The organism is Bacillus sp. B15-48 (assembly GCF_016879755.1).
Classification (GTDB): Bacteria; Bacillota; Bacilli; order Bacillales; family Cytobacillaceae; genus Mesobacillus_B.
Genome location: NZ_WOFU01000001.1, coordinates 151,873 through 172,425 on the forward strand (window position 1 = coordinate 151,873; position 20,553 = coordinate 172,425).

Here is a 20,553-nt window from a genome sequence, read left to right on the forward strand (position 1 = left end):
AGTTATTTCCACATTTTGTCTATTGTGGAGTAAATCGGGGTTTTTGTAGAGTATATGCGACTTTTTGTAGAGTAAATCGATGATTTCGGAGAGTATTCAAGCCAAAGTGTAGAATAAAACACCATTTTCGTAGAATACCAAAATTTCAAAAGCAATTCATACTAAAAATAACCTTGCAGTCTGCAGCTGCAAGGTTATTTTTGACCGTAAATGGGGTCATCTGCCCATCGTTTCGCTAATTCTTCTTTCGTATAAATGACACGCATTGGGTTTCCACCAACGAACGCGCCTGCCGGTACATTTTTATGGACAATTGTTCCCGCAGAGACAAATGCACCGTCGCCAATCGTTATTCCTGGGAGAATCGTCGTATTCGCACCAATCATCACTTCATCCCCAATGACAACATCGCCTAAACGGTATTCTTTAATCAAATACTCGTGGGCAAGGATCGTCGTATTGTACCCGATAACTGAATTGCGGCCAACAGAAATCTTTTCTGGAAACATAATATCCAACATGACCATGAGACCAAACGACGTCTGATCACCGACTTTCATTTTTAAAAAGGTACGATAAAGCCAGTTTTTCATTCCAATATACGGCGTATACCTAGCCAGTTGAATAACGATGAAATTTTTAACTACCTTCCAAAAGGGGACTGTTTTATATACATGCCATAACGAATTTGCCCCTTCGACTCGATATCTGACAGTGTCCCGCATTACTTCACCTCAAGAATTGACAATAAGTCAGGCATCTTCTCAAGCATATAATCCGGCTCAAATTGTGCGAGATGCTCTCTTCCCTTCATTGTCCAGGCAACACCGGCCGTTTTCGTCCCAGCATTTTTCCCACCAAGGACATCGTGGTGATTGTCACCAACCATCATCGCTGTCTCTGGTTTAGAGTTTAAGCGGTCAAGCGCTTTAAAAATCGGTTCTGGATCAGGTTTTGCGTTTTCGACATCATCAAGAGCAATTACAGTCTTGAAAAACGCGTCAAGCCCTGTCAACTTAAGTCCCATATGAGCAACATCCGAAAGCTTCGTTGTTACAACTGCGAGTTTAAAACCATGTTTATCTAATGTTTCAACCGTATCATATACACCTTCAAATTCTTTCACGAGCAAGTCGTGGTTGGAAAGATTGAATGTCCGATACATTTTAATCATTTCATCGACCTTCTCAGGATTAAGTTCGGCAAACACATCTTTTAAAGCTGGTCCCATAAAAGGTAAGACATCTTCCCGTTTGTACTGGCCAGGAAAATATTGCTCTAATGTATGGAGATAAGATGAGATGATCAATTCATTTGTATCAATTAATGTTCCATCAAGGTCAAATAAAACTGTATCAATATTATTGTTCATAAACGGTTTCCTTTCTTTTTATAAGCTCAGTACGATTCCAAATAAACGCAACCGTAATGGTTAAGACAATTGCTACACCTAAGCGAATCAACAGCAGCGGGAGAACTGGAATCCCTAACGGAATAAATATTAACGTGTCTTCAATAATGGCATGACAGGCAACCAGAAAAATAAACGCAATGGTCGCATCCTTCTTACTCACTCCATCTTCCTTAACTGCCTGAATCATGACACCAGCCCCCATCGCTAGACCAATCAAAAGTCCGGATGCTAATGTCATCGATGTATTTTCTTTCATTCCGAGTGCTCTCGTAACTGGTGCAAGCCATCGTGAAAATACATCCAACCATTTTAAATCCTTTAAAATTTGAATAGCAATCATAAGTGGAATAACAATGACTGCTATTTGGAAAATTCCCATTCCTGCTTTTTCGATTCCTTCAAACGTGATCGCCAGCCATCCTATTGGAGCCTCTTCCTGAGCGGGCACCATCCCATATTTAGCGATTTCGGAACCGCCTTTCCATACAAGGTTTATGATTACTCCGGATAAAAATGCTAATCCAAGGCGGACGACAAGGACGACCCATAGCTTGACGCCGACTTTGAGCGCCACGCCAGTTTCAATGAACAGATTATGAGAAAAAGACAACATGACGGCGATAATAAATACTTCCTTCACCGTCAATTCTAATGATAATATGGCGCCGATTCCTGCATATAGATTGAGGAAATTCCCAAGCACTAGCGGGATTGCCGCGTCTCCAGACAGACCAAACAATGCCATTAATGGACTAACTAAATCAATCACCCACGGCAAGACCGGTGTATATTGAAGAATAGAGATGATTAAAGTTACAGGAAAAATAATTTTCCCTAAGGTCCACACTGTCTGTAACCCTACAATACTCCCCTTTTTCAATGTAGTAACCATAATCCGCTCCTATTTTTTTACTTTTTTCTTTTTATTTTTATTTGCTGACTTTTTAGGCTTCGGTTCTTCGTCCAAGTAGCGAATCTCGGAATATCCTTTTCTTTTCCGATAGACCCACAATGTAATGGCAAGCAAGATTAAACCAATTGAAATCACTTGCGCTATTCTTAACGTATCAGTCAACATCAAACTATCTGTGCGTAACCCTTCAACAAAGAAACGACCGATCGAATACCAAATCATGTAACTTAGGAAAATCTCCCCACGACCAAGGTTCACTTTGCGCAACGACAACAACACAAACACACCAATAATGTTCCAAAGCGACTCATATAGGAAGGTTGGATGATAATACGTACCATTTATGTACATTTGGTTAATGATAAACTCAGGTAACATTAAGCCTTCAAGAAACTGGCGGCTAACTTCGCCCCCATGTGCCTCTTGATTGATAAAATTCCCCCATCGGCCAATTGCCTGTCCCAACAAAATGCTTGGAGCCGCGATATCTGCTAGCTTCCAAAAGGAAATTCCTCTTTTTCTCGCAAACACATAACCCGTGATTACTGCACCAATGAGCGCGCCATGAATGGCAAGGCCACCTTTCCAGATTGCAAAGATATCACCTGGGTATTGAGAATAATACTCCCATTGGAAAAGAACATAATATAATCGCGCTGATACAATCGCGATTGGAATCGCCCAAAGCATAAGGTCGGCGAATAAATCTTTTTCTAAGCCTCGTCTATCCCCTTCACGCATCGCCAGCCACAAGGCAAGAGCAATGCCGACACCAATAATGACACCATACCAATGCACAGCAAGCGGACCTAATGAGAAAGCTACCGGGTCAATCGGCTGAATATTTTCTTGCATTTTATTTCTCCTTTACCTTCTGTCTATTTTCTTACCATAATATTTAGCCGTTTTTGTCTAAAGATCTTCATGTTCACCATCTTCGATGACATCAGCAAGCCGATTTGAAAATTGTTCTGCTGCATTCATTCCCATTCTCTTTAAACGAAGGTTCATTGCAGCCACTTCAATAATAACAGCAAGATTTCGTCCAGGACGAACTGGGATGGTCATTTTCGTAATATCAGTGTCGATGATTTTCATTTTTTCCTCTTCTAATCCAAGTCGGTCATACGTTTTATTTTGATCCCAAAGCTCTAAATCAATATTTAATGAAATTCTCTTTTTCGTTCGAATCGCTCCTGCTCCGAACAAAGTCATCACATTGATAATGCCAATCCCTCTAATTTCGAGCAAATGCTCAATCAATTCTGGTGATTCTCCTACAAGAGTATCCTGATCTTCTTGGCGAATTTCAACGCAATCGTCAGCAACCAGTCGATGACCACGTTTCACTAATTCGAGTGCTGTTTCACTTTTCCCAACGCCGCTTTTTCCAGTAATTAATACACCGATGCCATAAATGTCAACGAGAACTCCGTGAACCGCCGTTGTCGGGGCTAGTTTCCCTTCTAAATAATTCGTTAAATGGCTCGAAAGCCTTGTTGTTTTATGTTTCGCACGCATTAACGGCACGGATTCACGTTCGGCAGCTTCAATCAACTCGGCAGGGACATCCAAACTTCTCGAAACGATGATACCAGGTGTGAGGTCTGTACAAAGTTGTTCCAACCGTTCCGCTCGCTCTCTTGGACTTAGTTTTTCAATAAATGTTAATTCTGTTTTTCCTAAAATCTGAATACGTTCAGCTGGGTAATATTCGAAATATCCAGCCATCTCAAGTGCTGGACGGGAAAGATCACTCGTTGTAATCGGGCGGTTAATCCCCTCTTCACCACTAATTAATTCTAAATTAAATTTTTCAATTATATCTACTGTACGAACTTTAGGCAAAGGGAATCCTCCTTCGTTATATTTTCTGCTTAAATCAATACTTATTATTTTAGCATTATTTCCGAAAGAACAAAATGAGAGAACCTTAAAGAGCGATTTTTGCACCTTAAAAAATCGCACTGTCCTTTTCGGTTTGACCTTCATATTATAAAGGTGAAAACCATTTAAAGAAAGGAGGGATTGTTTGGATGAGAATTATGCTTGATGCTGGTCACGGTTACAATACCCCTGGAAAACGCAGCCCAGATGGCATGAGGGAATATGAGTTTAACCGAGCTATTGCCAATTTCGCCCGCGATCTCTTACAAAATTATCAAAATGTAACTGTCTACTTTGCCCATTCTGACCAAACGGATGTCCCTTTAAGAGCCAGAACGGATAAAGCGAATCAATTAAATGTGAATGTTTATGTATCTATCCACGCAAATGCCCATGGAAATGGTGGATGGACGAGCGCAGGCGGAATTGAAACTTATGTGTTTCTGACAAGGCCACCGGTTGCTTATCAGCTTGCCCAGAAAATCCAGCAAAACCTCGTCAGAGCTTCCAACCTTCGAGACCGAGGGGTGAAAACGGGAGATTTGCATGTATTAAGAGAAACAAAAATGGATGCTGTTTTGGTCGAATGTGGATTCATGACAAACCGAGATGAAATCAAACTTCTCCGTTCTGAAGCTTACCGAAGAACTTGTGCTGAGGCAATTGTTAATGCCTTAGCAGAACAATTTAAGCTTGTAAGTAAAACTACACCTACATCTGAACCCGCACCTGCACCTGTACCTGTATCTGAACCTGAACCCGCCCCACCAGACGGTTTATATAAAGTCCAAGTCGGAGCATTTAGAAATAAACAAAGCGCCGATCAACTTACTGCCACACTCAAAAGCGAAGGATATGAAACATTTGTCTATAGCGATCAAAATCTATTTAAAATTCAAGTCGGAGCTTTTTCAGAAAAGAGCAATGCGGATGCACTTGCCGCAAGACTTCAAAATGATGGATATGAAACATATGTTTATCGTGACTAATCCGCTGTCAATTTATAGAAGGAAAGGCCCTGTTCCTAAACGGAATAAGGCCTTTTTCACTTTAATTCTTTTTTAAAAGTGTATTTTGCAAAATTAAATTTGCGAGTGACATAATCAACACAGTTAAAAGGGCCATGCCGAAGCCACTAATTTCAAAAGAACTCCCCATTAATGCTTCTGTTAACATCAGCGTAATCGCATTAATGACGATGAGAAATAAACCTAATGTTAAAATGGTCACGGGCAAAGTAAAAATAATTAAAATTGGCCGGACAAGAATATTCAAAATCGAAAGCATAAAACTTGCTCCCAGTGCCGCTCCAAAACTTGATACATAAAAAGATTCAAAATAACCCGCGATGGCGATGAACAACACCGCGTTGATGAAAATCCCTAATACCCATTTCATTGGATTTTTTTAAGCGAAATGGCTCCCGTTTTAGAATCGGCATATATTCTTAACGGAGATCTGCTTTCATCCTTCGCGGCAAAGCGAAGGAACTTTTGTACCATTTCACTTTTTTCTTCAACCACTTCAAGCCCATCAATCTCAAGTTTAAATTGACCTAGATTGGACCTGAGTTCCCCCTGTGGCGAAGCATCTTGAGGAATCACTAAATGGATTCCGCCAGTTGCTGTTTTCGCCTCAATATTCTCACAAGCTTGATCACTCACTGTACAATGAATACTGCCACTAAAAGATTGGAGGTCAACACGGCGGAATGTCCCCTCTGCATTAATCGCCCCATTTAGCGTTTCCGCTTCAAGATCATCGACACGACTATTCATTAGTTCAATATGTCCATTCGCCGTTTCAGTTTCGAGCTTGTTACAATCTAGGTTTTCAAACGACACTTTGCCATTCGCTGTTTTCACTTTAAAATTATCAACCACTAAATTTCTCGCTGTAATGGAGCCATTGAAAAGTCTGATTCTCGCCTTCTCATAATCCGTACGTGGAAGATAAACAATTACATCCATTTTCATCCACTTTTGTTGTGAGGAGAATCTGAGTTTTTGGGCTTCAATCGCGAAAATCGCTTCCTCCAGCAACTTTCGACGCGCTTCCTCTTGGGATTCCACTCGGTATACCTTCGTCGCACATTCGATTCGGACATCATCTTGATCCCACGGAATGACATCAATGGAGCCATTCGCAATATCGATATCAATATCTTTTAAATACGCGCCACCTTGCTGGAAAATATGGGTAATATCAATCGATTGCCCAAAATTAAAATCAAGATCGAAATCTTTAATTTTTTTAAAGGCTGTATCGACGAAATCAACGAATTTGTCGACTGCGGAGTGGATCTTCTGGCTTGTTGATTCATCTCTCCTCGCCTCTTCTTCATTCGCTCCTGAATACCTTTGTTCAGATTTTACAGTCGTTGATAGCTCTGTAATTAAATTCGCTTTCTTTTCCTCCATCGAATCATGCTTCTTCTCAAGCTCTTCAATTAAAAACAGCGCCTCATCTACAGCTAGTTTCCCATCCTCTACTAACTTTAAAATCTTCTTCCGTTCTTCCTTCATTTTCTTTCCCTCCTCACAAGAATAGTTTATTCAGAGTTTTCGCCCGCAAAACCTTCCAGCCTTATATCAGTCAATAATAATACGAAATTAAGCGTATAGAAGTTTCACCTTATGAGCTGAAACAATGCTACATTCTTATTTTTTACGTATTGCTCACACTTTCTTCTCTTTCAACGATTTGTTGCTGCATCCGCTTTCGGTCGCGCTCAAGGATAGGTTTTAAGTATGTTCCAGTATACGATTCCGGGACATCTGCTATCTGTTCAGGAGTACCGGCAGCAACGATCATCCCACCTTTATCTCCACCTTCAGGACCTAAGTCAGTAATATAATCAGCCGCTTTAATGACGTCTAAATTATGTTCAATGACTAGAACGGTGTCCCCATTTTCAACTAAACGTTGGAGAACAACGAGCAATCTTGAAATATCATCAACATGTAAACCTGTTGTTGGTTCATCTAAAATATAAAGAGTTTTCCCCGTTGAACGGCGATGTAGTTCAGAAGCTAACTTCACACGCTGTGCCTCTCCTCCTGAAAGTGTCGTCGCAGGTTGACCAAGGGTAACGTAACCTAAACCGACATCATGAATCGTTTGCAATTTCCGTTTGATTTTTGGGATATTGCTAAAAAATTCTAATGCGTCTTCAACCGTCAGATCAAGAATATCCGCAATGCTTTTCCCTTTATATTTTACTTCAAGCGTTTCTCGGTTGTAGCGTTTTCCGTGGCAAACTTCACAAGGGACATAAACATCAGGTAAAAAGTGCATTTCAATTTTAAGAATCCCATCGCCCCGGCATGCTTCACAGCGGCCACCCTTTACATTAAAACTGAAGCGTCCTTTTTTATAGCCTCTTACTTTCGCCTCATTTGTCGAAGCAAACACATCACGAATATCATCGAATACGCCTGTATAAGTTGCTGGATTCGATCTTGGCGTCCGTCCAATTGGAGATTGATCAATATCAATTACTTTATCAAGATGCTCAATCCCATTGATTTCTCGATACGCCCCTGGTTTACTCTTTGCTCGATGCAGTTTCATTGCTAATGTCTTTTGTAAAATTTCATTAATTAATGTGCTTTTTCCAGATCCGGAAACACCTGTCACCGCAGTAAACGTTCCAAGCGGAAACTTTACGTTGACATTTTTTAAATTATTTTCCTTTGCACCTTTAATTTCAATATAGCGACCATTTCCTTTTCGTCGTTCAATTGGGAGCGGGATGAACCTCTTCCCTTCAAGATATTGACCTGTTAACGAAGCTGGATCCTTCATCACTTCCATGGGCGTTCCTGAAGAGACAATTTCACCTCCATGAGCACCCGCACCAGGACCAACGTCAATTAAATAATCAGCAGCAAGCATCGTATCCTCATCATGCTCAACGACAATAAGGGTATTGCCTATATCACGCATTTGTTTCAACGTATAAATCAAACGGTCATTATCACGTTGATGTAGTCCAATGGATGGCTCATCAAGAATATAAAGGACCCCCGTTAACCTTGAACCAATCTGGGTCGCAAGTCGAATACGCTGAGCCTCTCCGCCAGATAAGCTTCCGGCAGCTCGGTATAATGTTAAATAATCAAGCCCAACATTCATTAAAAATCCAAGGCGTTCTTTTATTTCTTGAAAAATTAGCTTGCCAATTTGCATCTCTTTTTCCGAAAGCTGTAACTGGTTAAAAAATTGATACGCCTCTCCAATTGACAGTGCGGTCAGTTCGCCAATATGATGACCAGCAATAAGCACAGCAAGACTCTCCGGCTTAAGTCGATACCCTTTACATGAGTGACAAGCTAGCTCTCCCATGTATTTTTCCATTTGTTCGCGCGTAAAATCAGAGCTCGTTTCTTTATAGCGCCTTTCAACATTGCGAAGGACCCCTTCAAATTGGACGTAGTTCTCGCGCAATTGGCCAAAATCATTTTCATACCGGAAATAAATACGCTCATCTCCCGAGCCATAAAGAATTTTATCGAGCTGATCTTTCGGAAGGTCTTTGATTGGGACATCTTGATCAATTCCGAAATGATTACAAACCGCATCAAGCAGGCTCGGATAATATTGCGAGCTAACTGGCTCCCAAGGTGCAACCGCATGCTGTTTTAAGCTTAACTCTTTATTCGGGATGACGAGATCAACATCAACTTCCATTTTGACACCAAGTCCATCACATTCTGGGCAGGCACCAAATGGATTATTAAATGAAAACATTCGTGGTTGAAGATCGCCGATGGCAAACCCGCAAATTGGACATGAGTGGTTTTCACTGAACAAAAGCTCTTCCTCACCAATCACATCAACCAACACTTTGCCTTCACCAAGCTTTAGAGCCGATTCCAGGGAATCAGCAACCCGTGCTGCTACCCCCTCTTTAACGACAATACGGTCAATAACTACTTCAATCGAATGCTTCTTATTTTTATCTAGCTCAATCTCTTCCCCGACATCATACATCTCTCCATCGATTCGAACACGAACATATCCTTGCTTCTTTATATCTTCAAGAATTTTCACATGCATGCCTTTACGCCCGGAAACGACCGGTGCTAAAATCTGCATTTTCGTTCGCTCGGGATATTCAAGAATTCGGTCGACCATCTGTTCAATCGTCTGCGAAGAAATTTCAATATTATGGTGAGGACAGATTGGATGCCCTACCCTCGCAAATAACAAACGTAAATAATCATAAATTTCCGTCACGGTTGCCACTGTTGACCGAGGATTTCGACTTGTTGTCTTCTGATCAATTGATATTGCCGGGGATAGGCCATCAATTGAATCGACATCTGGTTTATCCATTTGCCCGAGAAATTGCCGGGCATATGCTGACAATGATTCAACGTAGCGCCGTTGACCTTCCGCATAAATCGTATCAAAAGCCAGTGAGGACTTTCCTGAGCCAGAAAGTCCTGTGATTACGACTAGCTTGTCTCGCGGAATCGTGACATCGATATTTTTTAAATTATGTGCCCTAGCGCCTTTTACAATTATTTTATCCAATGCCATTGTTCTGTCATCCTTCCGCTTTTAACTCAAGTATAAGGTCACGCAGTTCCGCTGCTCGTTCAAAATTGAGCGCTTTCGCGGCTTCCTTCATGTCTTTTTCCATATTGACAATCATTTTCTCGCGTTCTTGCTTAGATAGCTTTTTTAAGCCTTCAGATGGGCTGTATTCTTCTTGTTCCTCCGCAGCCACTGTCGCCCGAATCACATCACGAATGTCCTTCTGAATCGTTTTCGGTGTAATTCCATATTTTTGATTATATTCCTCTTGAATCAAACGGCGGCGTTTCGTTTCACTAATCGCTATTTCCATTGAATTCGTGATTTTATCGGCATACATAATCACATGCCCATTGGAATTCCTTGCAGCACGGCCAATCGTCTGGATCAATGAACGCTCAGAACGTAAGAAACCTTCCTTATCTGCATCTAAAATGACGACTAGCGATACTTCAGGGATATCAAGGCCTTCCCTTAAGAGATTGATTCCAACGAGGACATCATATGTTCCAAGGCGAAGCTCGCGGATGATTTCAATCCGTTCAAGTGTCTTTACTTCAGAATGAAGGTATTGAATTTTAATGCCGATTTCTTTCAAATAATCAGTTAAATCCTCAGACATCTTTTTCGTTAAAGTGGTAACCAATACCCGTTCATTTCGCTTTACTCTTTCTTGGATTTCACCGATCAAATCGTCAATTTGCCCTTCAATCGGTCGGATATCAATTGTTGGATCTAACAGTCCTGTCGGGCGAATAATTTGTTCAATCATTTTCGGTGTGAGTTCAAGCTCATAAGGGCCAGGTGTTGCTGAAACATAAATGGCATTACGAATATGCTTTTCGAACTCCCCAAACATAAGCGGACGATTATCAAGTGCGGAAGGCAAGCGGAACCCATGCTCAACCAATACATTTTTTCTTGCTTGGTCACCGTTATACATCCCGCGAATTTGCGGAAGTGTGACATGGGACTCATCGATAATTAGCAAAAAGTCCTCAGGAAAATAATCAATCAATGTATAGGGCGTTGAACCTGGTGGTCTCAATGTTAAATGGCGGGAATAGTTTTCAATTCCTGAACAAAACCCCATTTCCCGCATCATTTCTAAATCGTATCGAGTGCGTTGTTCTAAACGCTGTGCCTCAAGCAATTTATCATTTTCACGCAATTCTGCTAGTCTTTCCTCCAGCTCTTTTTCGATATTTTCAATGGCGACACGCATTTTTTCTTCACGGGTAACGAAGTGGGATGCCGGAAAAATGGCGACATGTTCGCGTTCACCGATGATTTCTCCTGTTAATGCATCTACTTCACGAATGCGGTCGATTTCATCGCCAAAAAATTCAACCCGTATGCAATGCTCATCCCTAGAAACCGGGAAAATTTCAACCACATCTCCGCGCACGCGGAATGTCCCCCGTTTAAAATCAATATCATTGCGTTCGTATTGAACATCAACTAGCCTATGTAAAAGTTTATTTCTTTCAATATCCATTCCTGTTCTTAAAGAAACAACGAGTTCACGATATTCTTCCGGAGAACCGAGACCATAAATACAGCTTACACTTGCAATAATAATGACATCCTGACGTTCAAATAACGCAGACGTTGCCGAATGCCGCAGTTTATCAATTTCATCATTGATACTTGCATCTTTCTCGATAAATGTATCCGTTTGTGGTACATACGCTTCTGGTTGATAATAATCGTAATAACTAACAAAATACTCAACCGCATTGTTAGGAAAAAATTCCTTAAACTCGCTATATAATTGGCCAGCCAATGTTTTATTATGAGCGATTACTAATGTCGGTTTGGTTACTTCTTTTATCACATTGGAAACAGTAAACGTTTTACCTGTTCCTGTTGCCCCAAGTAGGGTTTGATGTTGTTTATTTTCTTTAATCCCCTGAACCAGTTGTCTGATCGCTTCCGGTTGATCACCTTGTGGGGAATATTTTGATACCAATTCAAACTGGTCCATGAAAGCATTGCCTCCTAAATAAAATTCAATATCCTCATTTTACCACAATATGACGTTAACAAACCACCAATACACAAACAAGCGTTCTCAACCAAAAATACACCCCTTTCCCCTATAAAAAAAGAAAAAAGGATAAAAAGTTCAAAAAATGTTCATAAGTGTGATATGAACAACAGTTTTCTTGAAATATGTGTATTAAAATGAAAGGATATAAGGAAGAGGGGAAGTGATGTGATTGTATTTTGATGACTCTGCTACGTTTTTTTATTTACCGTTAGCCCTTTGGGTGATGCAGATTTTAATTATTTTATTTCCAACACTGTTATATCAATCTTATTTTAAAAAGAAGTTCCAGTCTGTTAAACAGCGAAAAGTTTGGCTTATTATCATGTATGGGTTGTCTATCCTCCTTTGCATGTCATTTCCCGTGGCCGTCAGCAACGGATATATGTTAGATTTCAGATACATTCCGCTGATTCTCGGTTTTTTATATGGGGGATATCAAGTCGGAACTCCACTTCTTGTCGCTGTTTTGCTCATACGTTTTATCATTGGTGGACAAGGGTTTATTCTTACACTAGTAATTTGTCTCATTCTTATCATTATTTTTTATTTCACCTTAGCAAAGTTTGAAAAATATGATTCTCACGGTAAACGGGTGTATGCGCTTTCTCTATTGCTATTAACGGTGATTGCATTTGGAGGTGGCACGCACTTTTTCAATGATCAGATGATTTCCGCAGGAGAGTTTGTCCTGTTATTGGTGTTCGGAACATTAACGATTTTAACGATGCTTTCGACCATTCAAATTCACGAATCGATGTTAGAATTAGAGAAAATCAATTATGAAATCATTGAGTATGAAAAAATGCATTTAATTAGTCAATTTTCGATCAGTATCGCTCATAAGCTACAGTCCCCCATTCACAATGTCCATAAATCACTTGATGCTTTGAAATCGATTGAATTACCTGGAAAAGGGCGAGCGATCGTTCAAGATATGGATGATGAACTAGCTAAAGCATTAAATATTATTGAAGATTATCTAGTTTTAACAAATGAAAACGAAAATCCGAATATGTGTCTCAACGTTCATGATGAATTCGATTACATCATTCAATCGGTACAGTCTTATGCCCAGATGCATAATGTGGAATTGAAATTCTATCCCGCTGTTGACAAAAACTTATTTATTAAAGGCGACAAATATCAATTCAGGCATGCGATTTTAAATTTAATAAAAAATGGCATTGAAGCGAGCAAAACCAACAATGGCGTCGTCGAAATGGCGATTCATGAAATGTTAGATTCCATTTATATTATTATCGAGGATAATGGTAGAGGCATGACAAGTGAAGAAGTAAATCGAATTGGAAGTCCGGTAAATTCCAATAAGAAAAATGGCACTGGACTCGGTACATTAGTTGCGTTGAACATTATAAAATCGATGTCTGGCAAAGTAGACGTCTCGAGCCAACTTAACAAAGGAACAACCTTTTCAATCATTCTACCAAAAGCAAATGGCGAACACGCTGGCAATGAGTGATCAAAGGTTGAGACGTAAAAGAGTATGTTCGCCGCAAATAACCGGTTCCGTTTCCTATCGCAAAACGTCAATTTGCACAGGAAAATGGTATCCTTTTTGCTATAAAATAAATGTAGGGCAATTTGTAAGGCTAGAGAGATTAAAAAACATTCAAAAGAGCAAGGGTTTACCCCCTTGCTCTTTTGATTTTCATTGCTCATTCTTCGGTGTTTTTGCGAATTTTACTTTTTAAGATGTTTGCAAACCATTTTCGCCTTCGCCGTATCGATTTTTGTGTAGGGTTGAGAATGAATAAGCGGAGAATTTCCTGCTATTGTAGATAGGGGAAGCTTAAGAAGCGGATATAAGCGGAGAAATTCCGCTTAACTGCTCTAAATAAGACAAAATCCAAAGATTTGGCTCATATAAGCGGAAAAACTCCCCTTATTTTTAAGGAAATATCGGTATTTCCCAGTTTAGCCGGAATTTTTCCGCTTATTTTTCAGACGCAGTGAAATCAACATCAGTTATAACAGAGGTAACCTTAAATAAAAAACAACAGTATTTTGCTGCGGTACACTGGCTATTGTACCCCCACATTTCAATATAACAATTGCACTACAGATGTTCCCAAAATAATGATCGAAATTCCTTTATATCAATAAAGAAAACTCGCCGATTGGCGTATCCCTAAGGGCGAAGACAGAGGCGTAGTTGCCCTTATGCGTTATGAAAGTATAAATTTAAAAATTTATACTTTCATGTTAGCCCAAAAATAGACCTCCAAATTACCCCACAATTTGAAGGTCATATTGCATTACATTTTTAATATTTGCGATAGTTAACGGAACCCGTTACGCAGCGAACATACTCTTTTTTACTTCTTTATGCTCCTAATACATAGAACACGTAGCGGCTCATCCCTTCGGCAATGACAAACACAGCTAGCGCGGCATAAACCAAAGCAAAATTCACTTTCGGTTGACTACTTAAAGATAAGTATCCTAAAACAGCCAATCCTACAAGTTCAATTACCCAGCGAACACCAATCATTCCTGAATAAGGGGGCAAGCTTCGCAGCGGCTGTTTCCCCTGTGATCATCTGGATTTCTGGGGTATAAGCGGCAAACATGGCCGATCCAATCACTTGAATCATCACTCCTAATATCCCAAAGGTAAAGGCCCATTTAACGATTTTCTTAAGTTCTTCCCCTTTAAAAGATGGGAGAACGAGACTTGAACCAAGAACAGGGCCAAGGGCAAGTACAGTGCCAAAGAACACGACGTACGTATTTAGATGATCCCAGCCGTTGACACGAGTAACCGCATACGTTTGGGCCATTGTGAAAATTGCAGCGAGACCAATAATTCCGGTAATGAGCATCAAAGTTGGGCTTACTTTCTTGTTTAAGATTGCTAGTAAAGCTAGAATGCAAGCTAAGCCAATAAAGATTCCTACAAAGACGATTTCATTGCTCATCCATGAGCGACCAAATCCTCTAATTGTGTTAAACGCACTCATCGGACTGCCTAAGTGGAAGAACGATCCGATTAAACCTACAATGGAAACGATGGCGATAACGATAAGCGGCAACTTCATTTCCGCCCCCGTTTTCGCTAAAATCCTGTCGATAAACCATAAGAACAAAATCCCGCCGACTGCTGCTGGAATGGCAACAGTAAAAATTAATAACGACCATTCATGCATGTAAATCCCTCCTTAAATAACCGCATCCTTATGTGCATTAATCACAAGGTTTGGTTTTGTAATCGTCGAACTTGGTATGCCTTTAATATCCGCATTTTCTCCATATTTTTGACGCAACTCATCAATTGGTCCAAAATCGATGGCTCTCATAATACATGCAGAAACACATGCTGGCTTTTCGCCATTTTTACGAAGATCGAGACATGTATCACATTTTGTCATTTTTCCTAGTTCGTCATTAAATTGTGGGGCTCCGTATGGACAGTTCCAAACACAATATTTACAGCCAGCACATTTACTTTGATCAACAACGACAACACCATCTTCGTCACGTTTAAACATTGCACCAGTTGGACAACCTTCGACACAGCCGGGTTGATCACAGTGATTACATGCTAAAGAAATATTATACGCGGTCACATTATTGATCCATGCCCCATCTTTATCCTTTGTGAATTCACCGGATTCATTTACGTACACTCGACGGAAATTTACGCCAACAGGGTTGTCATTTTTGTCTTTACAAGCGACAACGCAGGCGTTACAGCCATTGCAACGGGCTTGGTTAATATAAAAACCTAATTGTGCCATTTCTACTCCTCCTTTACGCTTTTTCGACTTCTGCTAGATTCGTATGCTGCGGGTTACAATGGAACGGGGACGCTTCAAGACCAGTTAACACATTGATTGAGCCTCGCTTGTCAACGCCATTCTCATCTGGGGTAAAATAACCACCTTGCGGCAAACAGACAACCCCTGGCATGACTCTGCTTGACACTTTTGTCGAAATTTGAATTTCTCCTCGATCGTTATAGATTTTTACTAGGTCACCATCTTTAACGCTTCTTGCCTTCGCATCAATTGGGTTCATCCAAAGTAATTGCGTTTCAACCTCTTCCATCCAATCACTCGTATCCCAAGTAGAATGGCAGCGTCTTTTTACGTGCCAGCCAAAGATTTGCAAAGGATATTTCGCTGTTAAATCACTTTCTGGTCCTTCGTTAACGACAACATGTTTTGGAATCGCCGGAATCTCTTCTAGATTATTCATATCCCATAAGTCTTTCGAGAAAAGTTCAATTTTTCCAGAAGGTGTATTGAATGGGTGGTTCTCTGGATCTTCAATTTGTTCTTTAAATTTCACTACGGTGTTTTCTTCATATTTATAGACACTATTCTTTTTCATTTCCTCATAACTCGGGAAATTAGGATCTTTCTCTTTTGATTCTTCGATCATCCATTGAACCCATTCATCCTGTGTTCGACCTTCGGTAAATTCCTGTTCAATCCCAAGTTCTCTCGCTAACATTGTCATCCACTCATACTCTGTTAAAGAACCGTATAATGGTTCAACGACTTTCTGTGACAGGAATATATGTTGACCATAGCTCCATGGTGGAACTAAATCATTTTGTTCAAAGAACGTACATGTCGGTAAAATGATATCCGAATATTTCGCCGAGGGTGTCATGTAAATATCAGAGGTAACTATAAATTCACATAATGATTCATCTTCAAGAATTTCGATTGTTTTATTAATATCGCTATGCTGGTTAACTAAACAGTTCCCCGCCATATTAAAAATCATTTTTATATTCGCTGGCAATGTTCCTCCTTCATCTAACCCTCTAACTCCATCTTTGGCACCCATTTCCGTTCCACGAACGATCGCATCTGTGTATTTAAAAACAGGAAGGGAAATGCCGAGCGGATTATCACCTAATGGGAACCCTTGATATTTAACAATAATTCCATTTGGCGCGTTTGGTCCGGCCCAGCCGCCGCTTATGCCAATATTCCCTGTTAACGCTGCAATCATCGAGCCACCGCGGGAAAGCTGCTCACCGTTCATATGACGGTTCATGCCATTTCCTTGAACCCATGCCATCGGTTTCGTCATCGCAACCTCTCTGGCAAGTTGGATGATGCGATTAGCTGGGAGACCAGTAATCTTAGCTGCCCATTGCGGGGTCTTCATAACGCCATCTTTTTTGCCCATTACATAGCTATAGTATGATTCACCTGCTGGTACGCCTTCAGGCATATGCTCTTCATCATGGCCGAGACAATATTTATTTAAGAACTCTTGATCATGCAGATTCTCAGTAAACATGACATAAGCCATCGCCGCAATGAGGGCATTATCCGTTCCAGGCTTTACTGGGAACCAATCGTCTGCTAATGAAACATTTGTATCCGTTTTTCTTGGATCAATTGTATAAATTTTCGCCCCTCTTTCCTTCGCCATCCGTAAATACATGTTGAAATGGCCAATAATCGTCTCTGCAGGATTCATCCCGTGCAAAATGATTAATTTTGAATCCAATAATGTATTACAGCTGCTTCCTGCGGCACTTTCACCAAAAGTGTATGGAGTAGCTGCAATATGTTGACCAGAACTATAATTCGAATAGCGTCCTAAAAACCCACCATCTAGTGCTAATAAACGCTGAATAACAGTATCCCCGCTGCCAATCGTTCCGGTTTGGCCAGTCGCATAAAGACTAAAACGAGAAGCTGGTCCATATTGTTGTTTAATCCGTTTCGTTTCTTTCGCGATCTCTTTAATCGCTTCTTCCCAAGTAATTTCTTCAAATTTCCCTTCGCCGCGTTTCCCAACCCGTTTTAATGGCTTTTTAATTCGATCGGGAGCATACACATGTCGGCGATAGCCACGGCCGCGAACACATGCGCGAATTTGCGGATGTTTTTCATTATCTGCGTTTTCATCACGAGGATCATCGTCTGTACTTATACGGACAATTTGTCCATCTTTAATATGCGCTTTAATTAAGCACTTTCCACCGCAGTTTAACGTACTACAGGTTGGAATCACCATATCTTTATTCACATTGTTCATAGAATCTGCACTTGCCTTTTGGACAAGTTTGTTCGTTACCCCTGCTCCGCCAATGATTGCTGGAGCTGTCACGGCACCGGACCATTTTAGAAACGTACGACGTTTCAATTTCTTATTCGTGATGTTGTTAATGATATTTTCACTCATTGTCTAGACCCTCCTTAATTGATTTAATATATTCATAGTCCTCATCTACAAATGAACGCAGCAATTGTGCAATCCCTTTATAAAAGGAAGTTGTATTTGCAGAGACAATGTTCTTTGTAAATGAATGTATCCAACGATGAAAATGGTCTTTATGAAGCCAATATTGCGTGTAGATTCCTTTTGCATAATTGCCTTCATTCTCATCTTGTAATGCAGTCAAAGTGTAACGATTTAAATACATCATGAACTCCAACTCAATCGCGATATGGTCCTCTGGCTCTGAATTTTTATTGATAAACTCTAACCCAAATCCCTCAAGTTGCCTTCTAATTTGATACACCGAGTCACCAAACATCGATTGGTCGTTCGTCGTATAAACAGACTCCCAAGGTGGTGCAGGAATACGCCCCGTCTCATTTAAAACATTAAAAGTAGCTAAATAAGCCTCTTTTTCCCGTATAGCCAAAGCCTCCAAATCTTTCGTTTTCATCTCTTCGAAAAAATCAGCCAAATAATGATTTTCATCCGTTAATAATTGAATAAAATCAGGGGAAAAACTTTCTTTCCACAGCTTTAATGTCTGTACGCTTAAAGGTTCCTCAAAACCTACTTTTAAAAATATATAAATCGTTTCTCTTTCTTTAACTGTTGAACAGTAGTTTTGCGCTAGCACACTCTCCACCTTTGTTACCTCCTTTCATTTGTATGTTCAGAGTTTCACATTATTTCTGAATTCCTTCTCACCTGGAAACGATACGCTTCAAGGTTTCCTTCTACTTCCATTTTATAAGAGGGAGTTGACGAATGGTTTTGTTCATTTAAACATAGTTCAATCATGCCATTTGTTAGTTTTTACAGTCTTTTAATGTGAATCAATGAACAAACTATGAATTTCGATAATGTCTTGCCTTTCTGTAACTTTTTAGCCAAAAAGAAAGAAACCGGTGAGAAAATTATTCTCGACGGTTTCCATTTAAGATTTGTCACTCCTATGCGGTAAGTGAGGGATTTAAAAAGAAAAAAATTTGAACCGCAATCATAATATTTGAAAACTCCTCTGGATTTTGCAAATTAATCCCTGTTATTTCTTCAATTTTTTTTATTCGATACCTCAATGTGTTTGGATGAACGAACAATGCTTCAGACACTTCGTTAATTTTTCCATGATACTGGATATAAATTTGTAATGTTTTTAAGTATTCTGTTCCACTTTTCCGATCACTTTCGATCAACAAAGCTAAATAATCCTCACTAAAGTCGGTTAATATCCCTTGATGGATATGAAAGAGCAGGCGCAAAACACCTAGATTACTAAAATGAAACACGTTACGGTCTTTATACCATTCTTGTCCAAACTCTAATGCTAGTTTTGCTTCCTGATAGCTTTTATTTAACTCTGTCGTATCTTGATAACACTTACCAATTCCAATTTTAAAAATAATGTTTTCCCACTTATTTGAAAGAGTTTGTTCGATTGTATTTGCTAATTTTTCTACATGCGCTTTTCTCTCTCTAAGTGTGTGATGTTCTTCTTCAACTAACAACAAGATTTGATCATCAAACATCAGAACATGAAAAATTGCATCGCCGCTCTTTTTTTCATGTTCGAGAGTCGTTAAAACCTCTTCAACCCAGTTAAACTCCCCATCCCAATCTTCACAGAGCTCAACATCAATGACTAATAAATGATGTGGCTTTTCTAAGTTCCAGTCCCATGTCTTCCCTAGCTTGATTAATACCTTTTTTGATTCAAATTTATGGTAAAGGAGATCATAAACAAACTGCTCTTGGAGCTTTTCTTGAAGTTTACTCATCTCTTTTTCAGATTGGAGATAAAGCGAAATCAGACCGACAAATTTATCGATGAACTTTTTTTGCCAGTTAACGAACTGCTCTGAAATGAACAAAATTTGCTTCGATTGTGTTTGTAGTCGGTGGAAATAGGGGGCATTTCCTATGATTAAATAATGCGCTTCAGTACTGTTTTTTAGTTCATCCTGCTCCATAAGTTCCTGATGATTCATATTTATCCAGCGTTTTGCTTCCTTAAGCTGATTATCTTTTCCTGCTTCGAAAAGAACATGAAAATCTTGATTTAGAGTTAGCAAAGGGGCATTTAGCATTTTGGCTAATTGATTTGCAATCTGGTGATACCCTTTTTCTTTAAAGCCATCAAGTTCCTTCGTTACTTGCCAGTAAGAATAAAATTCCCCATTTCCTTGTTGAAATAATTTACTGACTTCTAATTCATTAACTTGAACAATGGGTAAATCAAATTGTTCAAAAAGCGTACATATTTCTTCCTGAATAAAGACAGGTGTTTGAGAAACAAAAATAATGCCGACAAGATTCGAATCTTGAATAAATTGTAACGACGCTCGTTGATCATTTAGTTTCATCCACTCATCTGGATGATCAAGAACACATAAAAACCGCCGGTTGACCCATTCATCAGGGAGTTGGTGAAGGACGAAATCATAATAAATGGGCTCTTTAGGAATTGAGGTTAAACAACTGATTTGATGGAGTGGAATCCATGTAAGTGTATCTTGTAATGATTCTTTCATG

16 protein-coding genes are annotated in these 20,553 nt (G+C 39.8%); 2 read left to right on the forward strand and 14 right to left on the reverse strand.

The features are described 5' to 3' along the window. Positions 1–194: 194 nt before the first annotated feature. Genes GNT69_RS00820 through hprK form a run of 5 tightly spaced genes read right to left on the reverse strand, consistent with a single transcriptional unit; the run spans position 195 to position 4,175 of the window. Positions 195–725 (reverse strand): acyltransferase, encoded by a 531-nt coding sequence (locus GNT69_RS00820; RefSeq protein ID WP_203553053.1) that lies wholly within the window; start codon positions 723–725, stop codon positions 195–197. Next, positions 725–1,372, reverse strand: coding sequence for a pyrophosphatase PpaX (gene ppaX, locus GNT69_RS00825; protein WP_203553054.1), 648 nt, complete (start codon positions 1,370–1,372; stop codon positions 725–727). The genes GNT69_RS00820 and ppaX overlap by 1 nt, the downstream gene beginning before the upstream one ends. Continuing rightward, entirely contained in the window at positions 1,362–2,306 is a 945-nt protein-coding gene (locus GNT69_RS00830; RefSeq protein ID WP_239093977.1) for a nucleoside recognition domain-containing protein, read from the reverse strand. The genes ppaX and GNT69_RS00830 overlap by 11 nt, the downstream gene beginning before the upstream one ends. 9 nt (positions 2,307–2,315) lie before the next feature. After that, positions 2,316–3,182: a prolipoprotein diacylglyceryl transferase gene (gene lgt / locus GNT69_RS00835; RefSeq protein ID WP_203553055.1), complete on the reverse strand. Its 867-nt coding sequence runs from the start codon at positions 3,180–3,182 to the stop codon at positions 2,316–2,318. A gap of 57 nt (positions 3,183–3,239) precedes the next feature. Then, entirely contained in the window at positions 3,240–4,175 is a 936-nt protein-coding gene (hprK, locus tag GNT69_RS00840; protein WP_203553056.1) for an HPr(Ser) kinase/phosphatase, read from the reverse strand. Positions 4,176–4,363: 188 nt separating this feature from the next. Here hprK and GNT69_RS00845 point away from each other — a divergent pair, with 188 nt between their 5' ends. Then, the gene (locus GNT69_RS00845) at positions 4,364–5,203 is read left to right on the forward strand and encodes an N-acetylmuramoyl-L-alanine amidase (RefSeq protein WP_203553057.1); all 840 of its coding nucleotides are present in this window, start codon (positions 4,364–4,366) and stop codon (positions 5,201–5,203) included. Positions 5,204–5,264: 61 nt separating this feature from the next. On the opposite strand, the gene GNT69_RS00850 is transcribed toward GNT69_RS00845, so the two are convergent. The 4 genes from GNT69_RS00850 to uvrB form a co-directional block, all read right to left on the reverse strand. Then, positions 5,265–5,612, reverse strand: coding sequence for a phage holin family protein (locus GNT69_RS00850; RefSeq protein WP_203553058.1), 348 nt, complete (start codon positions 5,610–5,612; stop codon positions 5,265–5,267). Next, complete coding sequence (locus GNT69_RS00855; RefSeq protein WP_203553059.1) at positions 5,609–6,739, reverse strand: DUF4097 family beta strand repeat-containing protein; 1,131 nt, start codon at positions 6,737–6,739, stop codon at positions 5,609–5,611. Before GNT69_RS00855 ends, GNT69_RS00850 begins: the two co-directional genes overlap by 4 nt. Before the next feature lie 142 nt (positions 6,740–6,881). Next, the gene (gene uvrA / locus GNT69_RS00860) at positions 6,882–9,761 is read right to left on the reverse strand and encodes an excinuclease ABC subunit UvrA (RefSeq protein WP_203553060.1); all 2,880 of its coding nucleotides are present in this window, start codon (positions 9,759–9,761) and stop codon (positions 6,882–6,884) included. A 7-nt stretch (positions 9,762–9,768) separates the two neighbouring features. After that, positions 9,769–11,745: an excinuclease ABC subunit UvrB gene (gene uvrB / locus GNT69_RS00865; protein WP_203553061.1), complete on the reverse strand. Its 1,977-nt coding sequence runs from the start codon at positions 11,743–11,745 to the stop codon at positions 9,769–9,771. A 235-nt stretch (positions 11,746–11,980) separates the two neighbouring features. Between uvrB and GNT69_RS00870 the strand changes: the two genes are divergently transcribed. Then, the gene (locus tag GNT69_RS00870) at positions 11,981–13,291 is read left to right on the forward strand and encodes an ATP-binding protein (protein ID WP_203553062.1); all 1,311 of its coding nucleotides are present in this window, start codon (positions 11,981–11,983) and stop codon (positions 13,289–13,291) included. Between the two features lie 1,006 nt (positions 13,292–14,297). Here the strand turns inward: GNT69_RS00870 and GNT69_RS00875 are convergent. The 5 genes from GNT69_RS00875 to GNT69_RS00895 form a co-directional block, all read right to left on the reverse strand. Next, positions 14,298–14,978 (reverse strand): dimethyl sulfoxide reductase anchor subunit family protein, encoded by a 681-nt coding sequence (locus tag GNT69_RS00875; protein WP_239093978.1) that lies wholly within the window; start codon positions 14,976–14,978, stop codon positions 14,298–14,300. Between the two features lie 12 nt (positions 14,979–14,990). Beyond that, positions 14,991–15,569 (reverse strand): DMSO/selenate family reductase complex B subunit, encoded by a 579-nt coding sequence (locus GNT69_RS00880; RefSeq protein WP_203553063.1) that lies wholly within the window; start codon positions 15,567–15,569, stop codon positions 14,991–14,993. A gap of 13 nt (positions 15,570–15,582) precedes the next feature. Next, positions 15,583–17,985, reverse strand: coding sequence for a DMSO/selenate family reductase complex A subunit (locus tag GNT69_RS00885; protein ID WP_203553064.1), 2,403 nt, complete (start codon positions 17,983–17,985; stop codon positions 15,583–15,585). After that, positions 17,978–18,667 (reverse strand): molecular chaperone TorD family protein, encoded by a 690-nt coding sequence (locus GNT69_RS00890; RefSeq protein ID WP_203553065.1) that lies wholly within the window; start codon positions 18,665–18,667, stop codon positions 17,978–17,980. The genes GNT69_RS00885 and GNT69_RS00890 overlap by 8 nt, the downstream gene beginning before the upstream one ends. A gap of 307 nt (positions 18,668–18,974) precedes the next feature. After that, entirely contained in the window at positions 18,975–20,552 is a 1,578-nt protein-coding gene (locus GNT69_RS00895) for a PucR family transcriptional regulator (protein ID WP_203553066.1), read from the reverse strand. Position 20,553 lies beyond the last annotated feature (1 nt).